General features: G+C 42.7%; 24 protein-coding genes. 15 read left to right on the top strand and 9 right to left on the bottom strand.

All coding sequences use genetic code 11. From position 1 onward, the window contains the following. Positions 1-59 precede the first annotated feature (59 nt). The gene (gene folE / locus AC04NP_RS17845) at positions 60-755 is read right to left on the bottom strand and encodes a GTP cyclohydrolase I FolE (protein WP_482861236.1); all 696 of its coding nucleotides are present in this window, start codon (positions 753-755) and stop codon (positions 60-62) included. Then, positions 715-1125: a 6-pyruvoyl trahydropterin synthase family protein gene (locus AC04NP_RS17840; RefSeq protein WP_482861234.1), complete on the bottom strand. Its 411-nt coding sequence runs from the start codon at positions 1123-1125 to the stop codon at positions 715-717. The genes folE and AC04NP_RS17840 overlap by 41 nt, the downstream gene beginning before the upstream one ends. 332 nt (positions 1126-1457) lie before the next feature. On the opposite strand from AC04NP_RS17840, the gene AC04NP_RS17835 reads away from it, so the two are divergent. Together AC04NP_RS17835 and AC04NP_RS17830 are read left to right on the top strand one after the other, a co-directional pair. Then, a complete protein-coding gene (locus tag AC04NP_RS17835; RefSeq protein WP_482861233.1) occupies positions 1458-2114 on the top strand; it encodes a phosphoadenylyl-sulfate reductase in 657 nt (218 codons plus the stop codon). Between the two features lie 160 nt (positions 2115-2274). Further along, complete coding sequence (locus tag AC04NP_RS17830; RefSeq protein WP_482861231.1) at positions 2275-3195, top strand: NAD-dependent epimerase/dehydratase family protein; 921 nt, start codon at positions 2275-2277, stop codon at positions 3193-3195. A gap of 12 nt (positions 3196-3207) precedes the next feature. Here the strand turns inward: AC04NP_RS17830 and AC04NP_RS17825 are convergent, their stop codons facing one another. Genes AC04NP_RS17825 through AC04NP_RS17815 form a run of 3 tightly spaced genes read right to left on the bottom strand, consistent with a single transcriptional unit; the run spans position 3208 to position 5832 of the window. Then, positions 3208-3711 (bottom strand): dihydrofolate reductase, encoded by a 504-nt coding sequence (locus AC04NP_RS17825; protein ID WP_482861229.1) that lies wholly within the window; start codon positions 3709-3711, stop codon positions 3208-3210. Further along, complete coding sequence (gene fmt, locus AC04NP_RS17820; RefSeq protein WP_482861227.1) at positions 3708-4625, bottom strand: methionyl-tRNA formyltransferase; 918 nt, start codon at positions 4623-4625, stop codon at positions 3708-3710. The genes AC04NP_RS17825 and fmt overlap by 4 nt, the downstream gene beginning before the upstream one ends. A 4-nt stretch (positions 4626-4629) precedes the next feature. Beyond that, entirely contained in the window at positions 4630-5832 is a 1203-nt protein-coding gene (locus AC04NP_RS17815) for an exo-beta-N-acetylmuramidase NamZ family protein (protein WP_482861226.1), read from the bottom strand. Positions 5833-5905: 73 nt separating this feature from the next. Between AC04NP_RS17815 and AC04NP_RS17810 the strand changes: the two genes are divergently transcribed. Then, the gene (locus AC04NP_RS17810) at positions 5906-7126 is read left to right on the top strand and encodes an ABC transporter permease (RefSeq protein WP_482861225.1); all 1221 of its coding nucleotides are present in this window, start codon (positions 5906-5908) and stop codon (positions 7124-7126) included. Between the two features lie 57 nt (positions 7127-7183). Here the strand turns inward: AC04NP_RS17810 and AC04NP_RS17805 are convergent, their stop codons facing one another. Next, on the bottom strand, positions 7184-7945 hold the full coding sequence (locus AC04NP_RS17805) for a polyprenol monophosphomannose synthase (RefSeq protein WP_482861223.1): 762 nt from the start codon (positions 7943-7945) through the stop codon (positions 7184-7186). Positions 7946-8112: 167 nt separating this feature from the next. Between AC04NP_RS17805 and argS the strand changes: the two genes are divergently transcribed. The 9 genes from argS (at position 8113) to trxA (ending at position 17160) form a co-directional block, all read left to right on the top strand. Then, on the top strand, positions 8113-9915 hold the full coding sequence (gene argS, locus AC04NP_RS17800) for an arginine--tRNA ligase (protein WP_482861221.1): 1803 nt from the start codon (positions 8113-8115) through the stop codon (positions 9913-9915). Between the two features lie 33 nt (positions 9916-9948). Then, positions 9949-10857, top strand: a complete 909-nt coding sequence (locus AC04NP_RS17795; RefSeq protein ID WP_482861220.1) for a 1,4-dihydroxy-2-naphthoate polyprenyltransferase — start codon at positions 9949-9951, stop codon at positions 10855-10857. Between the two features lie 111 nt (positions 10858-10968). Next, a complete protein-coding gene (locus tag AC04NP_RS17790; RefSeq protein WP_482861219.1) occupies positions 10969-11817 on the top strand; it encodes a universal stress protein in 849 nt (282 codons plus the stop codon). A 37-nt stretch (positions 11818-11854) separates the two neighbouring features. Beyond that, on the top strand, positions 11855-12205 hold the full coding sequence (locus AC04NP_RS17785) for a translation initiation factor (RefSeq protein ID WP_482861218.1): 351 nt from the start codon (positions 11855-11857) through the stop codon (positions 12203-12205). A gap of 212 nt (positions 12206-12417) precedes the next feature. Next, the gene (gene hisG / locus AC04NP_RS17780; RefSeq protein WP_482861217.1) at positions 12418-13278 is read left to right on the top strand and encodes an ATP phosphoribosyltransferase; all 861 of its coding nucleotides are present in this window, start codon (positions 12418-12420) and stop codon (positions 13276-13278) included. Positions 13279-13293: 15 nt separating this feature from the next. Beyond that, a complete protein-coding gene (hisD, locus tag AC04NP_RS17775; protein WP_482861215.1) occupies positions 13294-14595 on the top strand; it encodes a histidinol dehydrogenase in 1302 nt (433 codons plus the stop codon). After that, complete coding sequence (gene hisC / locus AC04NP_RS17770; RefSeq protein ID WP_482861213.1) at positions 14588-15637, top strand: histidinol-phosphate transaminase; 1050 nt, start codon at positions 14588-14590, stop codon at positions 15635-15637. Before hisD ends, hisC begins: the two co-directional genes overlap by 8 nt. Before the next feature lie 37 nt (positions 15638-15674). Further along, positions 15675-16772, top strand: a complete 1098-nt coding sequence (gene hisB / locus AC04NP_RS17765; protein ID WP_482861212.1) for a bifunctional histidinol-phosphatase/imidazoleglycerol-phosphate dehydratase HisB — start codon at positions 15675-15677, stop codon at positions 16770-16772. Between the two features lie 91 nt (positions 16773-16863). Continuing rightward, positions 16864-17160: a thioredoxin gene (gene trxA, locus AC04NP_RS17760; RefSeq protein ID WP_482861211.1), complete on the top strand. Its 297-nt coding sequence runs from the start codon at positions 16864-16866 to the stop codon at positions 17158-17160. A gap of 187 nt (positions 17161-17347) precedes the next feature. On the opposite strand, the gene AC04NP_RS17755 is transcribed toward trxA, so the two are convergent. Beyond that, positions 17348-18841 (bottom strand): helix-turn-helix domain-containing protein, encoded by a 1494-nt coding sequence (locus AC04NP_RS17755; protein ID WP_482861209.1) that lies wholly within the window; start codon positions 18839-18841, stop codon positions 17348-17350. Between the two features lie 158 nt (positions 18842-18999). On the opposite strand from AC04NP_RS17755, the gene aceA reads away from it, so the two are divergent. Continuing rightward, positions 19000-20280, top strand: a complete 1281-nt coding sequence (gene aceA, locus AC04NP_RS17750) for an isocitrate lyase (protein WP_482861207.1) — start codon at positions 19000-19002, stop codon at positions 20278-20280. 45 nt (positions 20281-20325) lie between these two features. On the opposite strand, the gene AC04NP_RS17745 is transcribed toward aceA, so the two are convergent. Beyond that, complete coding sequence (locus AC04NP_RS17745) at positions 20326-20784, bottom strand: hypothetical protein (RefSeq protein WP_482861206.1); 459 nt, start codon at positions 20782-20784, stop codon at positions 20326-20328. A 127-nt stretch (positions 20785-20911) separates the two neighbouring features. Between AC04NP_RS17745 and AC04NP_RS17740 the strand changes: the two genes are divergently transcribed. Both AC04NP_RS17740 and AC04NP_RS17735 read left to right on the top strand, forming a co-directional pair. Then, positions 20912-21043 (top strand): 30S ribosomal protein THX, encoded by a 132-nt coding sequence (locus AC04NP_RS17740; RefSeq protein ID WP_482861204.1) that lies wholly within the window; start codon positions 20912-20914, stop codon positions 21041-21043. 41 nt (positions 21044-21084) lie between these two features. Continuing rightward, entirely contained in the window at positions 21085-21927 is an 843-nt protein-coding gene (locus tag AC04NP_RS17735; RefSeq protein WP_482861203.1) for an aminotransferase class IV, read from the top strand. Between the two features lie 17 nt (positions 21928-21944). On the opposite strand, the gene AC04NP_RS17730 is transcribed toward AC04NP_RS17735, so the two are convergent. Further along, positions 21945-23801: a glycosyltransferase gene (locus AC04NP_RS17730; protein ID WP_482861202.1), complete on the bottom strand. Its 1857-nt coding sequence runs from the start codon at positions 23799-23801 to the stop codon at positions 21945-21947. Between the last annotated feature and the right edge of the window lie 248 nt (positions 23802-24049).

Raw genomic sequence — 24049 nt, 5'->3', positions numbered from 1 at the left:
TAAATTAGGTTACCGGACAAAGTTGTCCGGCATGAATTTTCCAGCAATATACAGATATTTTATTTACTGTTTATAAAATCTAAAAACTCCTGTCTGGTTCTTTGTGCTGTAAATTTACCACTAAAGTGTGCCGTTCCTGTGGTGCTGCTGGTATCACCTACACCCCTGGAAGAAACACATAAATGGGTAGCATCGATGACTACGGCTACATCTTGTGTTTTGAGGGCATCTTTCATCGCATTGGCAATCTGTACGGTTAGCCTTTCCTGCACCTGTGGTCTTTTGGCGTAGTATTGTACAATCCTGTTGATTTTTGATAGCCCAATCACCTTACCACTGGAAAAATAACCCACATGGGCTTTACCATATATAGGAACAAAATGATGTTCACAATTTGAATAAAAGGTAATGTCCTTTTCAACCAGCATTTCATCATATTGATATTTGTTGTCAAAAAGCGTAATGCTTGGCTTATTGGAAGGGTTCAGCCCACTAAAAATTTCCTTAACATACATTTTGGCTACACGATCAGGTGTGCCTCTCAGGCTGTCATCATTGAGATCCAATCCCAATGTTTCCATAATAGCTTCAAAATGTTTGGAGATTTTCTTTATTTTGGTTTCATCATCCATCTCAAATGCGTCATCCCTCAAGGGTGTATTATAGGAATTCACGAACTGTATTTCGTCTGCCTCAACATGATCTCCTAAGCTCCTAATTCGCGGGGAATTCAACGAAATTTCTTTCTGTTTCATATAGTTTGATTTTTAAATCGTGTTTTGAATCGATTTTTGGTCTGAGAATTTTCCATATCACCATAGCGATGTTTTCGGCAGTGGGGTTAAGGTTTTTAAATTCCTCAGTGTCTAAATTTAGATTTTTGTGATCGAATCTGGCCACGATGTTTTGTTTAATAATGTCGCTCAGCACCTTCATATCCATGACATAACCCGTTTCCGGATCAATTTCACCTGTAATTTGCACGATCATGTCGTAATTGTGGCCGTGATAATTTGGGTTATTGCACTTGCCAAACACCTGTTGATTTTTGTCATCAGGCCAGGCAGGGTTATGTAATCTATGCGCAGCGTTAAAATGTTCTTTTCTGAATACTGAAATTTTCATACTCCTCGAAAACGTTTTGACTGGCAAATTGTTTGTAAAACTTGCATTTTATTGTAGTACTTAACAAACTTTGATACCTGTCGGGTTCTAAAAAATTAAACGAATATAAATGTAATTGGATGATTTGCCAAGATTTGCCAATTTACCGGGGTATTGTGGACCAGTAATCATAGTGTAGTCATAGTATGACTCGAAGTCATACTATGACTATAACGAAGTTAGTTCACCCTGTAAAAAACCAAAAAACATTCCTTTCGTTAGCAAACTAACTATTTAAAACCTAAGTTTGCCCACAAAAATTTAAGTTACATCCTGAAAAAAGATATTGCGGTTTGACTATTGAAGAGATTAAAGAACGTATTTTGTCCTATAAGGCTGCCGGCAAGAAGATTTTTACCACTTCTTCCTTTCAGACACATAGTATTGTATTGCTGCATATTATCAGTGAGACAGACAACAGCATTCCGGTTTACTTTTTAAATACGGGCTATTTATTTCCTGAAACATTGAAATTCAGGGATCAGATCAGGGATATGCTCGATCTGAACGTTGTAGATTTACAATCTGTAATTCCCAAATCCATGCAAAAGGACCGGGATGGAAAATTATTCTTTGTTTCTGATCCGGATCATTGCTGTTCCATTAACAAAACCCAACCCCTGGAAAGCATACTAGCTTCACATGATATCTGGATCAATGGTGTAAGGGCTGATCAAAGTGCGGCCCGTAAGGCGATGAAGGTTGAGCAGTCTGCCCCCTTTGGTGTTACGAGGTTTCATCCTATGTTGGAATGGAATGCGAAATCCGTTTATGAATACAGAAAAAAACACAATTTGCCCAGCCATCCGATGGCGTTAAAAGGATATTTCAGCGTAGGATGCGAACCCTGTACGCGCAAGATCGATCCTGCCATGCAGGAGCGTGAAGCCAGATGGTATGGCATGCATAAAACCGAATGTGGATTGCATACGGAATTAATCAATAAGTAAGGCACAAAGGGGCGCAGCGGTTTTTGCCGATGAAAAAATACAGGCATGTTCTTGAGTATTGCATCGGCCATTTTCGGCTTGCGCGATTTCTTAATTTTGGGTGTGTCGAGGGGGATTTTGTCGGTAGAATATTGATAATTAAAAAGTTACATTTTATTATATGAAAGTTCTAATTACAGGTGGGACAGGTTATCTGGGAACGGAATTGGTGAAATTGTTGACAAAAAATGCCTTGATCACCGAAATAGTAGTTTATGATAATCTGAGCCGAAATAATTTTAATCTGTTTTTGGGACATAAAATGGAAAACCACGACAAAGTCAAGCTTGTGATTGGTGATATACTGGATTCCAGGTTGCTTAAGAGACAACTGAAAGGCGTGAGCGTGGTTTATCATTTGGCAGCCAATGTTACTACGCCTTTTTCCAATACGGATCCGCATTTTTTTGAGCAGGTAAACCACTGGGGAACAGCGGAGTTGGTTTATGCTATTGAGGAGAGTGAAGTAAGCAAAGTGGTTTACACCAGCAGTACCTCAGTCTATGGTGCCTCGAAACAGTCGGTAAGCGAGGATTCCATCCCTAACCCCAGAACATTTTACGGCATATCCAAAATGAGGGGTGAGGAGCACATTATGCGGTTAAATGACCGTCTGGACACCTATATCTTACGCTGTGGAAATGTTTACGGCTACAGCCGGAGTATGCGTTTTGATGCGGTCATCAACAAATTTGTATTTGAAGCAAATTTTAACCGCCGGATTTCGATTAACGGCAAGGGAAATCAATCCCGCTCTTTTATCCATATTGATAAGATTACCAGGGTTTTGAATGATATAATTTTCAGCCAGGTACCATCCGGAACCTACAATATAGTGGGCAAAAACCTGGCAGTACTGGATATAGTCGATGTATTAAAGGAGATTTACCCCGATCTCGAATTCAGCTTCGTGAATCAACACCTGAGCCTCAGGGAAATTAAAGTAGACCCCCACTCAAAACTCGACGCCTTCCTAACCATCCCCCACGACGGCGACCTCAAAAATGACCTAATAAACTTCAAAGAAAGATTCTCCTTCTAATTTTCATTTTAATTAATTTCCCCCCTTCCGCCTGTATTCGACAAACGCATAAGGGTACTTATTCTTTTCATCGGGCTCAAATTCTTCCCTGGCCACTTCTAACCATTTATTTGCGTCAATTTCCGGAAAAAAAGCATCTCCGTCAAAGGTAGATTTGATTTCCGTAATAAACATTTTATCAGCCAGCCCGATAGTCTTTTCATAAATTTGAGCCCCACCAAGAATATAGACCTCCTCCTGACCTTCGGCTGCTGCAATCGCAAAAGCCTGATCTATGTCATCTACCACCCAGCAACCATTGGCCTCGAATGTCGGATTTCTGGTGATGATGATCGTCGGCCTTCCGGGAAGGGGTTTGTTCCCGATGGAAGCAAAGGTTTTGCGGCCCATAATGACCAATTTTCCCCGTGTTTTATTTTTGAAAAATTTCAGGTCGGCCGGCATGTGCCATACCAGGTCATTGTCTTTGCCAATTACATTGTTATCTGATTTAGCAGCAATAATTGTTTTTATCATAGTTTGTTACCTCTTAGAAACGCCTCGGTTTTCATCCGTTTTTTTCCCTCGACCTGCAATTCACAGACTTCTATGAGCTGGTCAGCGGTTTTGAAATAAAGATGATTGTCTTGTGTTACATAATCACCCGGCCGTATCAGGTTTAAACTTTTCCGGCTGATTTCACTCTTGTATATTTTGCATATTGTGTTTCCGATATGGGTCCAGGCGGCAGGATAGGGTGATAAACCCCTGATGAAATTATGGATTTCCCCGGCCGTTGATTGCCAGTTGATGCGGCAGGTTTCTTTAAAAATTTTCGGTGCCTTTTTTTGGGTTGCTTCCAAATACTGTGGTTGGCTGACATAATCGTTTTTCTGTATGGCTTTAACTGTTTTAAGCACCAGTTGAGCCCCCTTATGCATAAGCCTGGTGTAGAGGCTTCCTGCGTCGTCTTCCGGAAATATAGTTTCTTTTTCCTGAAAAATGATATCGCCAGTATCTATTTCGTGCCTTAGGAAAAAGGTGGTAACGCCTGTTGCTTTCTCGCCGTTGATAATGGCCCAATTGATCGGAGCCGCACCCCTGTAGTCAGGCAGCAGGGAAGCATGCAGGTTAAAAGTGCCTATTTCAGGCATATTCCACACCACCTCAGGCAACATTCTGAAAGCAACCACCACTTGCAGGTTGGCCCGGTAGCTTCGGAGCAACGAAACAAATTCAGGGTTTTTGAGGTTAGTTGGTTGCAGTACCGGTATATTCCGGGACTGGCTGTAGGCCTTTACGGGTGACACAGCCAGCTTTTGACCGCGGCCTTTGGGTTTGTCTGGTGCGGTAATGACGGCAACAATGTTAAAGCCATTTTCTACCAAAACCTTTAAGCTAGGCACCGCAAAATCGGGAGTGCCCATAAAAATAATTCTCAATTCCTGCATGCCATCAACTTTCGGGATATAATAAATATTTTTTCCGGATTTTTTTATAGATTTCCAACTCCTTCTGCCAGGTTTGCCTTATTTCTTCTTCTGAAAGCCCTGCGATTATTTGCTGTTGCAACTTGTCATTTCCTGCAAGTCTGGTGAATGATTTGATAAAAAACTTGTCTTTCTCCGGAAACTTGTTGTACGCGTCGATCAAATAAGACAACGTAAAATCCAGATTCCCTTTCTTATTTCTGAGATCTATCCCCCAGCACAATTGGTTTTCCAGTTTCGGATACTTCGACACACCTTCTATGCTTCTTGGGGTAAATGAAAATGAACCGAATACCGGATCCGGATAGCCTATTACCTGAAAAGGGAAATCAGTACCACGGCCAATGCTCATAACCGTTCCTTCAAACAGGCAAAGGGTAGGGTACAATCTGGCAGCCTGGTCATTAGGTAGATTTGGTGATGTCCGGATTGGCAGAGAATAAGGCTTTTGGTGGTTATACTCACTGCATTTGATAACAGTTAACCGGCATTTTGCGCCATTTTCCAACCACCCTTCACCATTGATCATTTGGGCTAATTCACCCACCGTCAGGCCATGAACAATCGGTATCTCGTGCATCCCCACAAATGTCCTGAACTGCGGATCGAGTACCGGACCATCAACATAGTGGCCGTTAGGGTTTGGCCGGTCAAATACCATTAGCTCCTTACCAAATTCGGCGCATGCCTCCATGATGTAATGCATGGTGCTGATGTAGGTATAAAACCGCGCCCCAACATCCTGTATATCAAAAATAATAACGTCCACGTCTTCCAACATTTCCTTTGTAGGCTTTCTGGTTTTTCCGTACAACGAGACCAACCGAAGGCCTGTTTTTGGATCGGAAGTATATTCCACTTTTTCACCATCTGCCGCCTCACCCCTGAATCCATGTTCGGGGGAAAATATTTTAACAATCTCAACCCCCTTCTGCAACAGCGTATCCACCAGGTGTGACGACCCCACCAGGGAAGTTTGGTTAACAGTGAGTGCAATTCTTTTGTTGGCAAGTGCAGAAAGGTATTGGTCAAAATGGGCAGCCCCAACCATAATAGGTTTTTCTGCCGGTTGCCCGGAGTCCTCCCGGGCGGTGTTACTTTCCACCTGCCCGCATTGCGTTAGAAGAAATATCAAAAATAGGTTTAAGAAAGCAAGTTTGATTTGCATAGCATTAAATTTTCAACCTTTATAATTATGTTTATCTTTGCGTCGCTCATTATTGTTCAAAATTAATCAATATTTGAATCTCTCATATTTTATATCCAAAAGAATTAATAGGGCGCAATCAGGCAGTTTCTCGGCTATCATCTATAAAATAGCCATAGCAAGTGTAGGAATTGGCCTGGGGGTTATGATTATCTCCTTTTTAATCCTTGGAGGGTTTAAAAAAACTATCATCGAAAAAAACTTTAGCTTCTCGGGCCATCTGAATATCACAAAATTTACCTTGGGAGGGGGAAGTTATGAGGAACAGCCTATTTCCAAGGAAAGTGCGTTTTTTAAAAATTATCGACAATATGAGTTTATAGACCATTTACAGGTGTTTAGCTACAAATTTGGTTTGCTCAAAACCGAAGAGGGTGTTTCCGGTGCCTTGCTTAAAGGGGTTGGTACTGATTTCGATACTACGAGGTTTAATAAAAATCTGGTTGAGGGGTCTTTTATAAAAAGGAATGATTCGTCCTATTCGACTCAGGTTGTCATTAGCCGCATGATGTCCAGGAAATTGCGATTGCAGGTAGGGGATGAAGTGGTGATGTATTTCATTCAAAAACCACCAAGACCCAGGAAGTTGCTCGTAAGCGGCATCTATGATTCGGGGCTGGAGGAGTTCGATGACTCTTTTATCATCGGGGATATTGCTATGATACAACGGTTAAATGGCTGGGAACAAGATCAGGTGGGGGGCTTTGAGCTTTTCATCAAGGACTTCGAGCAGCTCGCTATGGCCAAAGAAACTATTGACCGTGATCTGGACTTTGACCTTTATGCCCACCAGATTACCGATCAGTATGTCCTGATTTTTGATTGGTTGACATTAATCAACCGGCAGGTTTATCTATTTATTGGCCTGATATTATTTGTCGCCTGTTTTAACATGGCTTCAATCCTCCTGATTCTCATCATGGAGCGCACCCAAATGATCGGCGTCCTGAAAGCCCTCGGAGCAGACAACCTGCAAATCAGAAAACTATTCATTTACAATGGGGTGCTAATTGTCTTGAAAGGTTTGCTGATCGGAAATATTTTAGGCATTGGGTTAGCCTTTCTTCAATATCAATTCAAGCTCATACCCCTCGATTTTGAGAATTATTTCATGCATTACGTCCCCATCGAATGGAACTGGGGGGTAATTGCAGCACTGAATGTACTGACTTTGGTAGTGGTTTCTGCTGTGTTGATCATTCCTTCGGTAATCATTTCAAGAATTCAACCAATCAAATCCATCCGTTTCGATTAACTAAAAACTGTCAACTCAGGCTATGTAAAAACAACAATGTTCCAAACATTGACCAGATTAAATGCTATTTGTTAATTCCCCCCTCCCAACCTGAGAATATTTTTTAAACCAACTCCTGATTTTCATCTGAATGACTCCGAAAATAGCTTCTTTGATGATGCCCTTCGACATTTTTGAAGTGCCTTTTGACCGGTCGGTAAACGTAATGGGCACCTCCTTGATTTTGAAGCCGTGTTTCCAGGCCAGAAATTTCATTTCGATCTGAAAGGCATAACCGATAAATTTGATTTTGTCCAGTTCAATAGTCGCCAGCACGGCCCTTTTATAGCATTTAAAACCTGCGGTAGTGTCATTAATCGGCATTCCGGTAATCATTCTCACATACCTGCTCGCAAAATAAGACATGAGCACCCTGGTGATAGGCCAATTGACCACATTGACACCGGTAATATACCTTGAACCAATGGCCAGATCATACCATTGTTTTTCACAAGCCTCTTTTAATCTTGGCAGGTCGGCGGGATTATGTGAAAAGTCCGCATCCATTTCGAATATGTATTCGTAGTCCCTGTCCAGTGCATAATGAAATCCAGCGATATAGGCAGTGCCCAGGCCCTGTTTTTTTTTTCTTTTGAGCAGGTGCAGGCAACCTTCAAATTCAGGTTGTAGTGACGCCACTATTTCCGCCGTCCCATCCGGGGAGTTATCATCTACGATCAGGATATGATATGAACCCCCCAAAGCAAAAACCTCTCTAATGATCGCTTCTACATTTTCTTTCTCGTTATAAGTGGGAATAATAACTAATGAATTGCTCACGCTCGCTGTTTAAAAAAATTAAATGGCAAATTAAACAAATAATTGTAATTAATGTTTGATTTTGCAAAACATTCGATTTCAAAGGGCGGTGGTGGATAGTTAACTTTTGTGGGTGTTTTTTGATGAAATTTTAACATCTTTGCAAACCCAATAATTAACTATAGATTTTGGAGACTACATCTGTTACAGCTATTAATTTTTCCCTTAAAAAGGCCATTTTCGATGCCTTTAAGGAAGTATTTGACCACGAGTTGTCAAACGGCGAAATAGCCCTCCAACCTACACGGCGGGAGTTTGAAGGTTCACACACCTTTGTGGTTTTTCCGTATTTGAAAATTACCCGGAAATCACCGGAAGAGTCCGGGACACTCCTGGGAAGTTATTTGGTGGATAACACTGACATCATTAAAAGCTTTAATGTCGTAAAGGGTTTTCTGAACCTGGAATTGGAAGACAAGCTGTGGATTGAAGTGTTTGGCCAGATTGCGGCCCAGCAAAACTACGGAATACAAGAACCAACCGGCGATGAAGTAATGGTGGAATATTCATCTCCCAATACCAATAAACCTTTGCACCTGGGCCACCTCAGAAACAATTTTCTGGGTTATTCGGTGGCAAAAATTCTGGAAGCCAGGGGAAACAAGGTACACAAAGTGCAAATCATCAACGATCGCGGCATCCACATCTGCAAATCGATGGTTGCCTGGCTGAAGTATGGCAATGGTGAGACACCTTCCTCGGCCGGAATTAAAGGGGATAAACTGGTTGGCAACTATTATGTAAAATTCGATCAGGCATACAAGGCACAAATTGCCGAATTGGTGCAGGCGGGCCATGACAAAGAACGGGCTGAGAAAAATGCCCCTATTTTGCTGGAGGCCCAGGAAATGTTGAGAAAATGGGAGCAGAGAGAGCCGGAGGTTTACCGGCTTTGGGAGACAATGAACGGCTGGGTATACAATGGCTTTGAGGCATCGTATAAAGCGATGGATGTTAGTTTTGACAAATTATATTATGAGTCGGATACTTTTTTGCTTGGAAAAGACGAGGTGCTGAAAGGACTGGAAAAAGGTATTTTTTATAAAAAAGATGATGGCTCCGTATGGGTGGATTTGACAGATGAGGGACTGGATCAGAAGATTCTGCTGCGATCTGATGGTACTTCGGTATACATGACTCAGGATATCGGTACAGCCATTTTAAGATTCAGGGATTTTCCCAAAATCAAGAGCCAGATATATACGGTGGGTAATGAGCAGGAGTATCACTTTAAGGTACTGTTTTTAATTCTTGCCAAACTGGGATATGAGTGGGCCAAAAGCTGTTACCATCTGTCTTATGGCATGGTGGATTTGCCTTCGGGAAAAATGAAATCGAGGGAAGGCACGGTGGTGGATGCCGATGATTTGATGCAGGAAATGGTTGATACCGCTGCTGAAAGAACCAAAGAACTGGGCAAAATTGACGGATTTACTGAAGAACAGGCCGCAGCGCTCTATGATGTGATTGGGCTAGGGGCGCTTAAATATTTCATATTGAAGGTGGACCCCCGGAAAAGAATGCTTTTTAATCCTGAAGAATCCATTGATTTTCAGGGAAATACCGGCCCATTTATCCAATACACGTATGCCAGGATTGCCTCCATCCTCAGAAAAGCGGATCAGCTATCAATCACGGGCAAACCGTACAAAATATCCGTATTACACCCTGTTGAAAAGGGGGTAATCATGATGTTGAATGATTTTCCTGAAAGGCTGAAGCTGGCGGCCCAGGAATATGCCCCATACATCATTGCGCAATATGTTTACGATCTGGCCAAAGAATACAACCGGTTTTATGCCGAAGTTTCTATCTTTAACGAAGAAAATAAAGATGCTTTGTACTTTAGGGTTGCATTTTCAGAGGTGGTGGCCAGAACAATAAACACGGCAATGGGGTTGTTAGGTATCAGGGTACCTGAAAGAATGTAAACAGGTTTAGCATTTGTATTAAATAAATTATCAGTGGGAAAGCCTGCAAATATCAAATCCTGGATTTCAGCATTCAGGCTAAGGACGCTGCCATTGGCCTTGTCCAGTATTGGCATGGGAAGCTTTCTGGCTGCTTCCATCCAGCGGTTCAATGTCATCGTTTTTCTTTTGAGCGCGATGACAACGATATTTCTGCAGATTTTATCAAATCTGGCCAATGATTACGGGGACAGTGTCAACGGGGCAGATCATATCCACAGACAGGGGCCTTCACGCGCTGTACAGTCGGGGCATATCTCACCGGATGCCATGAAAAGAGGAATTATGGTTTTTGTGATGCTTTCCCTGGCCTCCGGTATTTACCTGTTGTACATAGCGCTGGGATGGAACCTGAGGACTTTTGTCTTTTTTCTGGTGGTAGGTTTGGGAGCTATCCTGGCGGCAATGGCCTATACCATTGGCAGAAAACCGTACGGTTACATGGGCTTAGGCGATTTATCGGTGCTTTTATTTTTTGGAATTGTCGGTGTAGCAGGCTCTTTTTATCTTCATACAAGGTTTATTGGCTGGGAATACATCTTGCCTGCTTTGAGTTGCGGGCTTTTTAGCATGGCAGTGCTGAATGTGAACAACATACGTGACATCGAATCAGACAAGCTGGCAGGAAAAATGTCGATTCCTGTCCGGATAGGCAGGAAAAAGGCTGTGATGTACCATTGGGTGCTGTTGATTTCAGGAATTCTTGCGGCTTTGATCTTTACCTCGTTAAATTTTAAATCTTATTTTCAATTGTTGTTTTTGATCACGATTCCTTTATTACTGAAAAATGGCGTAGCAGTTGAAGAAAATACGGAACCCCGTCAACTGGATCCTTACCTTAAGCAACTGGCCCTGACTACCTTGTTATTTGTTTTGACCTTTGGGTTCGGATTGCTGATTTAATCATGAACAAGACTTGCAAATTACCAGGAATTGATTTAAGATGATTTTGATCATTTCCGTTGATCAATTAATAATATATTTTTCGATGCAAAATTAAACGTAAACTTAATAATGGACAAAATATTAGTACCCATTGATTTTTCAGAAGAGTCTTACCATGCGCTTGATTTGGGCTATCAGATGGCCAGGAAATCAAATGCAAGACTCATATTACTGAATGTGATAGAACATCCCACCGGCCAAAATTTCAGTGCCACAGGCGATTCCATGCCCAGGGATTTTGAAAATAATGTCTATATTTTACAACTCATTAAAAAAGTTAAATCCGATCTTACCAATATCGTTGAAGATCCTCAATACAGTGATATCGATATCCGCTTTGAAATTCAGGTCGGCAATCCGTACCGGAGCATTGCATCCACTATTGCGGATCATGATGTCGAACTGGTGGTAATGGGCACTAAAGGATCGAGCGGTCTGGATGAGCTATTGATAGGCTCTAATGCTGAAAAGGTGGTGCGATATGCCAAATGTCCGGTAATTACCGTCAAGAGTAAGGTAAATATTACAGATATAACCAACATACTGTTTGCCAGCAGCTTCACCGAAAACAATGACAAGATCATCGATTACTTAAAAAAATTGCAAAAAGTTTTTGTTGGAAAACTTCATCTGCTAAAAGTCAACACCCCCAACAATTTTGAGCGGGATAAGTTGAGCAACAACCTGATGCAAAAATTTGCCAATGATTACCAGTTGGAAGATTATACCCTGAATATTTATAATGAACTTTCCGAGGAAGATGGGATTTTGCAATTTGCATCGGAAAAAGATGTCGATATGATTGCCCTGACAACACATGGAAGAACCGGTTTGATGCATCTGTTGAGTGGCAGCATCGCCGAAGACATTGTAAATCACGCCAAACGGCCCGTTTGGACTTTGAATATTAACAGATAGATAGTATCATTAAGCTTTATTGATATATTGTCTGATTATGAGTAAAAAAAATAATCGTAAAGGTAGATCCGGAGTGGTTTTTTCAACCAATCCGGATTTTGACTATACCTATGAATCTGAGATGGAGGAAGCCACTTTGCCACCGGAACGGCAAAACCTGAGCGTTATGTTGGATAAAAAAAAGCGTGGCGGCAAGCAAGTTACCCTTATAGAGGGATTTACAGGCACCAATGAAGATTTAAAAGCCCTTGGGAAAATGCTGAAATCGAAATGCGGCGTAGGCGGAACAGCCAAGGATGGCGAGATTTTGATTCAGGGTGATTTTAGAGACAAAATTTTACAGACACTGCAGGATAATGGTTATCATGCCAAAAAAGTGGGTGGTTGATTTGTATTGTATAAAATAACATTATATTTGCAGTCAAATGAGTGAGCTGAATAGATATCCTACCTTTTTTAAACACGATTTAATCGTAATTGCTCGCCATGATCGTCATTCCTCGTAAGAGGAATTCATCGTATATATCGTCAATGATTCACAGGAATATACTGTTCGGTTTGCTAAACCACCGATAATCTTTTATTACAATCTATCATAACATGTCTGAAAAAATTAAACTAGCCATACAAAAATCAGGGAGATTAAGTGATGATTCGCTTAAATTAATCAAGGAATGCGGGATCAACGTTAACAATGGAAAAGGCAAACTCACGTCCATAGCCGGTAATTTTCCGATGGAATTCCTTTTTTTGCGGGATGATGATATACCGGGATATGTAGCCGATGGGGTGGCTGATCTCGGAATTGTGGGTGAGAATGTGGTGTTGGAAAAGGAAAAAAATGTCCAGGTAATTAAAAACCTGGGATTTGCGCGTTGCCGGCTTTCGCTGGCGATACCGAAGGACAGGGAATACACGGGTATAGCATACTTTGACGGTCTTAGTATAGCTACTTCTTACCCCAAAATTTTGGGCCGGTTTCTGGAAAAAAACAACCTGAAAGCCGATATCCATGAAATAAGCGGTTCGGTGGAAATAGCACCGAATATCGGGTTGGCTGAAGCAATCTGTGATTTGGTAAGTTCGGGAAGTACCTTATTTACCAATGGGCTGAAGGAGGTAGAGGTACTCATGCGTTCGGAGGCATTATTGATTGGCTCACCTGAGCTTAATGCCCGCAAAAAGGAGATATTGGACCGTCTCCTGTTCCGGGTCAATTCGGTACAAACCGGGGAAAAGAACAGGTATATCCTGCTTAATGCCCCCAATGCGTCACTTGACAAGATTATTAGTATTATCCCGGGCATGAAAAGCCCGACTGTTTTGCCTTTGGCGATTGAAGGCTGGAGTTCCGTTCATTCGGTGATTGGCGAGGGGGAGTTTTGGGAAGTGATAGAGCAGTTAAGGGCTGCAGGCGCACAGGGAATATTGGTGGTACCGATTGAGAAGATGGTGATATAATTTGAAAAAAACGTTATGATGCAAATAATAAAGTTTCCGGAAAAATCCTCATGGGAAAACCTGTTAAAAAGACCTGTACAGGACGAGAGAAAGCTGGCGGCGCTCGTCGAGCCTATTTTAAAGGAGGTGAAAGAGGAGGGAGATGATGCGTTGATCCGGTTGAATAAAAAATTTGATGGATACGATTCCAAGGAACTGATTGTTGCCAAAGAGGAAATCGACCAAGCGGAAGATGCCCTGAGCCATGAGCTGAAAATGGCCATTTTGATGGCAAAGGATAATATTTCCAGGTTTCATGAAGCCCAGCAGCAGGAAGAGCTAAAGATAGAAACAGCCCCGGGAGTTTTCTGTAGCAGAAAAAGTGTAGCCATTGAAAAAGTGGGGCTTTACATTCCAGGCGGAACCGCACCACTCTTTTCCACGGTTTTGATGCTGGGAATTCCAGCCGGGATCGCAGGTTGCCATGAAGTGATACTATGTACGCCCCCCGGTAAAAATGGTGAAATTCACCCTGCTATTCTTTACACAGCCCGGTTGGTAGGTGTTGATAAAATTATTAAAACAGGTGGCGCACAAGCCATCGCGGCCATGGCTTACGGAACAGCTTCCGTGCCACGTGTTTATAAAATATTCGGGCCTGGTAATCAGTATGTTACCATAGCAAAACAATTGGTGAACGCTGAAAACACAGCCATTGATATGCCCGCAGGCCCTTCTGAGGTGGCTGTTTTGGCTGATGAAAATGCCATCCCCGAATTTGTTGCAGCAGACCTGTTATCACAGGCCGAACACGGCGTTGACAGCCAGGTGATACTGGTGAGTACTTCCGAAGCAGTCATAGAAAAAACAAAGCTTGCCCTGGCCGCACAATTGTCCCGTCTGCCAAGAAAGAAAATTGCTGAAGAATCCCTGAACCATAGCATGGCCCTGTTGGTGCACAACCAGGAAGAGGCTTTGGCATTGCTGAATCAATATGGACCGGAGCATTTGATCCTGGCTGTGGAGCATGGTATTGAGGTAGCCAAAAGCGTCACCAACGCAGGCTCGGTTTTTATCGGCAATTTTTCACCCGAAGCAGTGGGTGACTACGCCTCAGGTACTAACCATACCTTACCTACCAACGGATTTGCCCGAGCCTATAGTGGCGTGTCTTTGGACAGTTTTGTTAAAAAGATCACCTTCCAGCAATTAAGCAGGGAAGGTATTAAAAGCATTGGAAAGGCAGTGGAGCTTATGGCCGAAGCCGAAGAGCTCATGGGCCACAAAGAAGCCGTTTCCGTACGCCTGAAATACTTAAATGATGAGGGTGATGTTTAATGTACATAATATTCTTCGCAGTCATCTAAAGGATTTAGTGCCCTATTCCTCGGCCAGGGATGAATTTTCGGGCCGGGCCAGCATTTATCTCGATGCCAATGAAAATGCCCTTGGCTCGACTGTCAGTGAAGCTTATAACCGGTATCCCGATCCCTATCAACACAGGGTCAAAGAAAAGCTGGCAGCAATAAAAGGCGTGGAGCCCGGGCAGATTTTTTTAGGCAACGGAAGTGATGAAGCTATTGATTTGTTAATCCGGGCTTTCTGTGAGCCTAAGGAAGACAATATCATGATTTTTCCCCCAACTTATGGCATGTATAAGGTGTCTGCTGCGATCAACAATATAGAGACTGTATCGGTACCTTTAAAGCCAGGTTTTACTATAGATGAAAACCGGGTTTTTGATCATATCGATCCTCATACCAGGTTAATCTTTATATGTAATCCCAACAACCCGACAGGTAATTCCCTGGACGAGGGGCCAGTGATTAATTTACTGGAGCGCTTTTCCGGCTGTGTGGTGGTAGATGAGGCCTACATCGACTTTGCACAGCACACAAGCTTCATCAGGTACCTTGAAAAATACCCAAATCTGGTGGTGATGCAAACCTTTAGCAAAGCCTGGGGACTCGCGGCGCTGCGATTGGGCATGGCATTCGCCCATGTTTCAATTATCGATATCCTGAATAAAATCAAACCGCCTTATAACATCAGCGGGCTGACCCAGGAAAAAGCCCTGGAAGCCCTCTCCAATGAGTCTTTAAAAAACAGGATGGTCGAAGCTATCCTCAAGGAACGTACAAGGTTAATCGACCAATTGGCAGGACTCGCTTTGGTGAAACACATTTATCCTACAGATACCAATTTTGTATTGATCAAAGTAGATGATCCCCAGGGCGTGTATCAGTATTTGTTGAAAGAGTCGGTAGTGATCAGGGATCGTTCAACGGTGCATTTATGTGAGGGGTGCCTGAGGATTACGGTGGGCACAGGGGCTGAAAATACTACGTTAATACAAAAGCTGGCGGCGTATACCGGGTAAGGAATACCGGATTTGTTTTATTTTGTCATATTTGAAAATGAAAAAAGTGTTATTTATTGACCGGGACGGTACCATTATTGTCGAGCCGGTAGAAGACGAACAGGTTGACTCCCTGGAAAAGCTGGCATTTTTGCCTAAGGTTTTGTCCAACCTTCGCAGGATAGCAGAGGAGACGGATTTTGAATTGGTGATGGTTACTAATCAGGATGGTCTCGGTACGGAGTCATTTCCGGAGGAAACCTTTTGGCCGGCTCACAACAAAATGTTGAAAACGCTGGAAGGAGAAAATGTCCACTTTTCCGCGGTCCACATTGACAGAACTTTTCCCCATGAAAATGCACCTACCAGAAAACCTGGCACGGCCCTTTTGCAGGATTACCTCAAGGGGGATTATGATTTGAAAAATTCCTTTGTGATCGGTGACAGGCACTCAGACCTTGAACTGGCCAAAAATCTAGGTTGCCAGGGCATATTCATAGGAGAGGGGACGAATAACGACGCTTCACTGGTTAGTACCGATTGGGACGAAATCTACCGTTTTCTCAGGCTACCTCCCAGAAAAGCCACTGTTACCAGGCAAACGAAGGAAACCAATATTCACATAGAACTCAACCTGGATGGCAGTGGCCAGACAAAAATCAGCACTGGTTTGGGTTTTTTTGATCATATGCTCGATCAGTTGGGTAAACACTCGGGTAGTGATTTGAACATTACCGTCGAGGGTGACCTGCATATCGATGAGCATCATACCATTGAAGATACCGCCCTGGCTCTGGGTGAAGCATACAGGCAGGCGATAGGCGCTAAAAAGGGCATTAAGAGATATGGATTTTTATTACCTATGGATGATGCCCTGGCTCAGGTCGCTATCGATTTTGGCGGAAGGCCCTGGATGGTATGGGATGCGACGTTCAAACGTGAAAAAATAGGGGAGATGCCGACCGAGATGTTTTATCATTTCTTCAAGTCTTTCTCAGATACCTCGCGCTCCAATTTGAATATCAAAGTATCAGGCGATAACGAACATCACAAAATAGAGGCGATCTTTAAGGCGGTAGCCAAAGCCATAAAAATGGCTGTATCGAGGGATATAGAGCACATGGATAGCCTGCCATCGACCAAAGGAGTACTTTAAACGCGTAGCCGGTTTTTAAATTGTGATGGGCTCATATTATGTCATTTTGTCGCAATTCTGCTGTTGGCAATATAATTGTCTTTAATTAAGCATGGCAAAGTTTAGCGAAATAATAAATAAAGATAAGCCGGTGCTGATTGATTTTCATGCGACCTGGTGTGGGCCTTGCAAGATGATGGCTCCGATGCTGGAAGAACTAAAAGGCAAGGTGGGGGATAAGGCTTCGATCATTAAGATCGACGTGGACAGAAACCCTGACCTTGCCACCAAGATGGGAATCAGAGGGGTACCCACCCTGATGTTATACAAAAATGGAAAGGCATTATGGAAAGGGTCGGGGGTAAGGCAGATTTCGGAATTGGAAGCGTTGATTAACGCAAACCTGTAATGGCAAGGGGCTGTTAGTCTAAGATAGCATGGCTGTTACACAACGTTTTCGAGAAAACTCTTTGTGTCTTGGTGCCTTTGTGGTTCACCATTTTTCACCACGGAGGCACCAAGACACAAAGAGGTGCTAACCTATATGGTCAATGAAGGAGTTGACATAGTAAAGGGTAAGCGTCGGGATTAAATTTTTATGTGCCATCTATTAGTTTGTCCAATGCCTGCCGGGCAAGTAAAAGTTTTTGTTCTTTTTCCAAAACCACGGGCCTGGCGACCCGTACCTTACAATCTACCGCTGGGCAGCGTTCGCATGTCTCATTTACCTCGCGGATAGCAATCGTTTCATCGTTGAAAAACTTAATGGTCTTTTTCAACTTCGGATTAACCATCAGTCCCAGGGATATGCTATAATTAACATCCTTAGTGCCGGATTTTGGCAGCGCCATTGCAATGATCAAATATTCATTTTTACTGCCAATATACTGTGATTTTTGGATAGCAGCCAGCGGGCGTTTGTATGCATTGTTTTGCTTTAATGCCGAAAGGTCGTCAAATATCGTCAATGACACCCACCTGCGGCAGTAATGTTCGTTGAGCACGGTAGCGTGGGGGTTATGAAGGCCGGCTAAGTGCATCTCTTTGCTTAAATTGATGTCATTTTCTCCTTCGATTTGACTGAATCGCAAAAAGAACAATTGCTTCAAACCGAAATACCTGGGGATTAAATTGGTTAACCGGTGCATGAACATTTCAGGGGTGGCGTAGTAGTTCGCAACCATGGCAGAAAACTTTTCTTCCGACCAGTGGGGCTCATTTAAAAACAATTTCAGATCCTTCACCAATGCATCTTCCTGAATGATAATCGCACTCGAAAAGTAGGAAACCTTGAAATTATTGAGCACCTGGTCAAAGGATTTTACCTCGATGGCAGGGGTCGAGTAATCCCTGGTTTTAAATTTTAGCCATATATAACCCAGCTCTTTACCGAATATAAATGCGCGTTGATTGGGGGTAAGGTTTTCATTCATAATCAGCAGGGGGCTTTTGCCGGGAATAAGCACGGCACGCAAGTCCTTGAGATGGCTATGATTGGATTGCAGATTGAAAGATATTCTGTAACCATACTCATTTTCCAGGATCTTTTGCAGGTGCTGCCCCGACAATTTTTCACTTTGAGACACGTGGTGCGATTTCAAGAACTGCCGGGCTTCATTTTCCAGGTCTTCAAAATAGTTTTCATGCATTTCCTGATAAGACCGCAAAACGGCATGATAAAAGTTTTCTACTCTCAGACCATAATTCCGGCCTATCTTTATCAGCGTGCTTACAAGGGCGTTGAGTTTGGTAGGCGCGGTGGAAAGCAATTCCAGCAGGTATCCGGTATCGACCCCAAAGACATCTAGTGGCAGTTCATTAATAATATTGGAGCGAATCAGGTCAGCAATGGGGGCGAGTTTTTTGCCCAACTGCAATGAAACCATCCAATCATAACTTACCTCAAAAATCTCTGCCAATAGCGCTATTTTATCAGCTTTGGGGTATTTTTTGCCTTTTTCAATTTCATTGAGATAGGAGACCGAAATTCCTGACTTTTTCGATAATTCACCCAGCGAAAGCCCATGATCGAGCCGTAACTGCTTCACTTTCAGTCCAAAAATCAGCTTTAAATTCTGTTGTAAAGACATTTTTTTGGTTTTAAGAGATGAATAGTTGTACCTGCGAAAATGATTTTTTCGCGAAAATATAAAAATAGCGAAAAAATATGAACAGCGAAAATTCGCTTTTTTATTTTTTTCGCTGATATTAATTTTGTGTCTGTACTTCGAAACAAAATTTTAATACCATGACAAGACAAGAGAAAGTTAATAAGATCATCGGCGATTGGCACCATAATCCAAGATGGAAAGGCATTGAAAGGCCGTACTCGGCATGGGATGTTGTGAAACTTCAAGGCACAGTGGATATTGCCTATACCCTGGCAGAAAACGGTGCCAAAAGATTGTGGGAATTGTTAAAAAAAGAACCCTTTGTGGCAGGGCTTGGAGCCCTGACCGGTAACCAGGCGGTGCAGGAGGTACAGGCGGGCCTGAATGCTATCTACCTCAGCGGCTGGCAGGTTGCCGCAGATGCCAATTTAAGCGGTAACATGTATCCTGACCAAAGCCTGTACCCGGCCGACAGTGTGCCTAATGTGGTGCGAAGAATTAACAACGCTTTGTTAAGGGCCGACCAAATCCAGGCCTTGAATGAAGAGGCAGATATTCACTGGATGGTACCTATCGTCGCCGATGCGGAAGCCGGATTTGGGGGGAACTTAAATGCTTTCGAGTTAATGAAAATGATGATCGAAGCCGGTGCCGCGGGCGTTCATTTTGAAGATCAGCTTTCATCTGCTAAAAAATGCGGACATTTAGGTGGCAAAGTATTGGTGCCCACACAAGAAGCTATCAATAAGCTGGTTGCGGCCAGGTTAGCTGCCGATGTACTCGGGGTGCCTACCCTGTTGATCGCCAGAACAGACGCTGACGCAGCCAATTTGATTACCTCGGATGTCGACCCCAGAGACCACAGGTTTATAAAGGAGAAGCCCAGGAGCAGTGAAGGATTTTTCCATGTGAGAAACGGGATTGAGCAGGGTATCGACAGGGCCATTGCATACGCCCCTTTTGCCGATTTAATCTGGATGGAGACCTCTAACCCTGACCTCGGCTACGCCAGGGAGTTTGCCAGTGCGGTTCATGAAAAATATCCTGATAAAATGCTGGCCTATAATTGTTCTCCATCCTTTAATTGGGCCAAACACCTCACCGTAGCGCAAATGGAAATTTTCAGGGAGGAACTGGCTGAAATGGGCTATAAATTTCAGTTTATCACTTTGGCAGGATTTCATGCCCTCAATACCAGTATGTTTGAACTGGCCACTGCCTACAGAAAAAGGGGAATGGCCGGGTACTCCGAATTGCAGGAACGGGAATTTGACCACCAGAAAAACGGTTTTAAGGCAGTGAAACATCAATCATTCGTAGGTACCGGATATTTTGACGAGATTCAAAACACCATAACCAACGGAGCTGCTTCAACCACTGCGTTGGAGGGTTCTACTGAAAAAGAACAGTTTGCATAGTCTGTAATTGAATAAAGGCGGCGGTGGCCTCTGAGGTTGCTGCCGCTAGACCTTTTCTTCCTGCAGGGAAGGTAATTGGATTTTTTCAGTTAAACTTTCTTCAAGTAAATCCGCCCAGGTTTGCATGTACAAGACCACATCATCCCTTACATTATGTCTGAGATGACGTTTTGAGGACGTTATTTTTTTTAAAACAAGGGGGTCTGACAATTTTTCGAGATGTCCGAGATCCTGAATATCCAGACCGGCTTCCAGCATCTGGCTGATAACAAGGTCGAGGGGCTGGCCACTATTGACGCAATAATCCATGCTTTGCTCAGTCCAGTCACCGTATTTTCGCATGGCGTACTCATGGATTTCGGCTTTTGAAAGCTTTGTTATTTCCTGGGCCAGGTGACCACAATTACAGGAGCCCATGTGTCCCCATTGGTACTTTGTGCCTCGCCGGATCACCCTGGCGGCCCTTCGGATAGCAGAGATCAGTTCAAGGTTTGCTTGTGCCATAATCTTAACTTTATTCATTAAACCGGGAAACCCTAAAATAGTTCTTTTTTCTGTTCTTTAATAAATCCTATTTTGATTTTTATATCACAATTTTGATATTTGGCCTACAATAATCAAAAAGATAATTATGGGTAAAGGTGACAAAAAGACCAAAAGAGGCAAAATTGTGAAAGGCAGCTTCGGTGTAAGAAGGCCCCGCAAGAAAAAAACCTCCGGTGGCGAACAAAAGGGAAACGAAAATAGTGACAAGAAACAATAAAGTTAAATAAAACATTATCTAAAGGGCTTATCCCGGGACCTATGAACAAGTTTTATTTTTTAAATGGGGAAATCCTGCCTGCTGCCGATACAAAGCTGCATATTTCGGACCTGGGCATTCTAAGGGGAGTAGGCATTTTTGACTTCTTCAGAACCTGCCGGGGAAAGCCTGTTTTCATTGAGGACTATATCGCCAGATTCATACGTTCAGCCAAAGGGTTTAATTTCAGCCACCCCTACCAAAGTGATCGTATTGTAGAGGAAGTGCATCGACTGATCGCATTAAATGGTTTTACAGAATCAGGCATTAAGTTGGTAATGACGGGAGGTTTTTCCGACAATGGTTTTGATCCGGGTGACCCTAATTTTATTATTTTGGTGGACGAGTTTATCCCGCCAAATCCTGAATACTTTGAAAATGGTGTAAAACTGATTACCCATCGACATGTCCGGGAATTTCCACATGTAAAAAGTACTAATTATTTAACAGCACTGATGATGGCGCCCAAGTGCAAAGCGTTGGGGGCCATTGACGTTCTGTATCATGATGGAACATGCATTTCCGAGGTTTCAAGAAGCAACTTTTTTATAGTAAAAGACGGCAAAGTTATTACGCCCGGGGACAATATTCTGATGGGCATTACCCGTGGAAAGACTTTAGAACTGGCAAAAAAACATTATCCGGTAGCGGAAAGGCGTGTGGAACTCAGCGAAATTTTTAAGGCCGATGAAGCTTTCATTACAAGCAGCACAAAAAGGCTCATGCCAGTGATTGACATTGACGGGTCAACGATCGGCGATGGCCGGCCCGGAAAGACCACAAAGCATCTTGAAGCTTTATTTAATGAATTTGAAAAGGATTATATCGACTTAAATAGCAGGTAAATGGTCATGATAAATGGTTATTCCTGCAGTAGTGCCCTGCTGTATGCCTTGTAGTAGTTATTGGCAAATGTTTTCCAGTCAAATTTCTCCGAAACATCTTCTGACCGGTTCCGCATATTGATTCTGTCCCTTCTTCCCTTCATCACAAAAGAAAACAGGAAGTTGGCAAGCTGGCTTGCAATGCTGGAAAAGCTTTCGCCTTTTCTGTTGACCACATAAATGCCGGCCTCGAGGTGTTCCGGGATATATTTCAATACGTAATCACCAAAGCCTGTCAGGTCGCTGGTAATGGCAGGTACCCCGCTGGCCAGGCATTCCAGGGGTGTATAGCCCCAGGGTTCATAAAAACTGGGAAATATGCCGAGGTGACATCCCCGCACAAATTGTCCGTATTCCATACCAAAAAGTGGATTCATCGGAGAAATGAAATCCGGATGATAGACGATTTTGACTTTGTCTTTCTTCTTGTTGTTCAGGTTTCTGGACTTCAGGAAGTTGAGGATCTCATCGTTTTCTTCATTAATCAACTGGTGTGTCGACAGTAAGGGTAAGGACTCCTTTTTCCAGGATTGTAAAGTTCTTCTTAGTCTTAACTTCCAGTAATCTTCCACCAGGTCGTTGATCTCCGGAAGTTTTTGGTTTTCATTGGCTACTGTTTTATAAAAGAGTTTATCACCGATCTCTTTCTCAATTTTCTCACAGGTTTGTCGCACCTCCCTTAAAATACCCATTGACTCCAGCGCCTGGGGCCTGATATGATTACATGGTTTTTTTGTGATAAAAAACATCACAACGTTTTTGTCGAAGTCTTCTTCTATCAACTTTTTGTTGAGCTTGCTCAGCGCCTCGAGTGTCAGGTCAAACCCCTTGTTATGATATTCGTAACGCCCTGAGGTGAAGAAATAAAGGGTGTTGTCCAGGTCAAATGTATAGTGTTGAAAGAAATGGGCCATTACAAATTCGTGGATTTCCTCCTTAAACTGCTGATGAATGTTTTGCACTTCATGCAGAATAGAGAATCTTTCAATATTTAAACCATTAGGAAGGATTATTTCCGGCTTTCTACCCAAAAAGTACTGACATTCCTTGGCGGTAATTTCACTGACTGTGGTGCAGATATTGGCCGTATTGGCTGCGTTTCTTTCTATCCGTGCCTGTGGTTCAATGGCGTATTTTTTGGCTTCTTCAAGCCAGTTAAAGTTTTTGAGCTGCTCATAAAACTGATCATTGTTACCCGAAATATACCGCCCGAGCATGGTAGCATGTGTTGTGAAGATGGTTTTAACATTGGGGTTTTCTTCCCGGATATCGGGCAATGTCGTAGCACTCATCCATTCATGAACGTGCCAGAGCACCGGTCGTTTTGTTTTTTTTTGACTTTGACAAAATTCGTGTGCCAGTAAACGTAACAAGTAACCAAACGCTATCACTTCATTGAGCAGCTTGTCACCATGATGGCTTTCAATCCGGTATTTCTCCCATAACCTGTATTTTTCAGCCTCCAGCCATTCTCCTTTAATTGCCGGATTCAGTAAGATAGCCTGAGGCCTTCCTGCAATTAACCACTTGCCGTAATGTGCATCGACACCTATCCTTTGCAGTTTTTTAACAACACGGCCATAAGGGGTATTCATATCCTTCAGCGGTTCAAATTCAGCCTCAGCATGGTATTTGAAATAAGGACCGATCAGACAGTAATTTTCATTCCATATATCTGAGATTTCTTTGGTCTTGGTTTTGATAACGGTATAGATACCCCCTACCTGATGGCAAACCTCCCATGCGGCCTCCATCAGGTAACAATCCTCGGCGTTGTGACTGCTTTGTTTTCTTTTGTTTACTTTCCGGTTTGCATTTAGGGTAGTAGGTGTCATTAAGCAGGGATTAGAAATTTATATGTCTTTAATTTAATAAACATTCGTAAATAAACATTGATTTTGGCCACAAATATAAAGCTAACAGCTATATGAATGGCTTGTTATCTGAGAATTATCTTAAAAAACAATGGAGAAGTTTTTGGTAATTAAAAATGGTTGATTATTATTGCATTCAAGATGCAAGATTTAACATTACAAAAAGGTTATTGGTGGTGGCACTTTGCTGAATGGTCGGTAAAGTGGAT

The organism is Agaribacillus sp. DX54 (assembly GCF_056858335.1).
The sequence above is the reverse complement of the archived record's forward strand: the minus strand, read 5'-3'. Positions and strand labels throughout refer to the sequence as shown.

Excerpts from the sequence above, each read along its gene's own strand:
- folE (WP_482861236.1), bottom strand. The coding sequence starts at position 755 with ATGAAACAGAAAGAAATTTCGTTGAATTCCCCGCGAATTAGGAGCTTA.
- AC04NP_RS17840 (WP_482861234.1), bottom strand. The coding sequence starts at position 1,125 with ATGAAAATTTCAGTATTCAGAAAAGAACATTTTAACGCTGCGCATAGA.
- AC04NP_RS17830 (WP_482861231.1), top strand. The coding sequence starts at position 2,275 with ATGAAAGTTCTAATTACAGGTGGGACAGGTTATCTGGGAACGGAATTG.
- AC04NP_RS17825 (WP_482861229.1), bottom strand. The coding sequence starts at position 3,711 with ATGATAAAAACAATTATTGCTGCTAAATCAGATAACAATGTAATTGGC.
- fmt (WP_482861227.1), bottom strand. The coding sequence starts at position 4,625 with ATGCAGGAATTGAGAATTATTTTTATGGGCACTCCCGATTTTGCGGTG.
- AC04NP_RS17815 (WP_482861226.1), bottom strand. The coding sequence starts at position 5,832 with ATGCAAATCAAACTTGCTTTCTTAAACCTATTTTTGATATTTCTTCTA.
- AC04NP_RS17790 (WP_482861219.1), top strand. The coding sequence starts at position 10,969 with ATGGACAAAATATTAGTACCCATTGATTTTTCAGAAGAGTCTTACCAT.
- AC04NP_RS17785 (WP_482861218.1), top strand. The coding sequence starts at position 11,855 with ATGAGTAAAAAAAATAATCGTAAAGGTAGATCCGGAGTGGTTTTTTCA.
- hisG (WP_482861217.1), top strand. The coding sequence starts at position 12,418 with ATGTCTGAAAAAATTAAACTAGCCATACAAAAATCAGGGAGATTAAGT.
- hisD (WP_482861215.1), top strand. The coding sequence starts at position 13,294 with ATGATGCAAATAATAAAGTTTCCGGAAAAATCCTCATGGGAAAACCTG.
- hisC (WP_482861213.1), top strand. The coding sequence starts at position 14,588 with ATGTTTAATGTACATAATATTCTTCGCAGTCATCTAAAGGATTTAGTG.
- hisB (WP_482861212.1), top strand. The coding sequence starts at position 15,675 with ATGAAAAAAGTGTTATTTATTGACCGGGACGGTACCATTATTGTCGAG.
- trxA (WP_482861211.1), top strand. The coding sequence starts at position 16,864 with ATGGCAAAGTTTAGCGAAATAATAAATAAAGATAAGCCGGTGCTGATT.
- AC04NP_RS17755 (WP_482861209.1), bottom strand. The coding sequence starts at position 18,841 with ATGTCTTTACAACAGAATTTAAAGCTGATTTTTGGACTGAAAGTGAAG.
- aceA (WP_482861207.1), top strand. The coding sequence starts at position 19,000 with ATGACAAGACAAGAGAAAGTTAATAAGATCATCGGCGATTGGCACCAT.
- AC04NP_RS17745 (WP_482861206.1), bottom strand. The coding sequence starts at position 20,784 with ATGGCACAAGCAAACCTTGAACTGATCTCTGCTATCCGAAGGGCCGCC.
- AC04NP_RS17740 (WP_482861204.1), top strand. The coding sequence starts at position 20,912 with ATGGGTAAAGGTGACAAAAAGACCAAAAGAGGCAAAATTGTGAAAGGC.
- AC04NP_RS17735 (WP_482861203.1), top strand. The coding sequence starts at position 21,085 with ATGAACAAGTTTTATTTTTTAAATGGGGAAATCCTGCCTGCTGCCGAT.
- AC04NP_RS17730 (WP_482861202.1), bottom strand. The coding sequence starts at position 23,801 with ATGACACCTACTACCCTAAATGCAAACCGGAAAGTAAACAAAAGAAAA.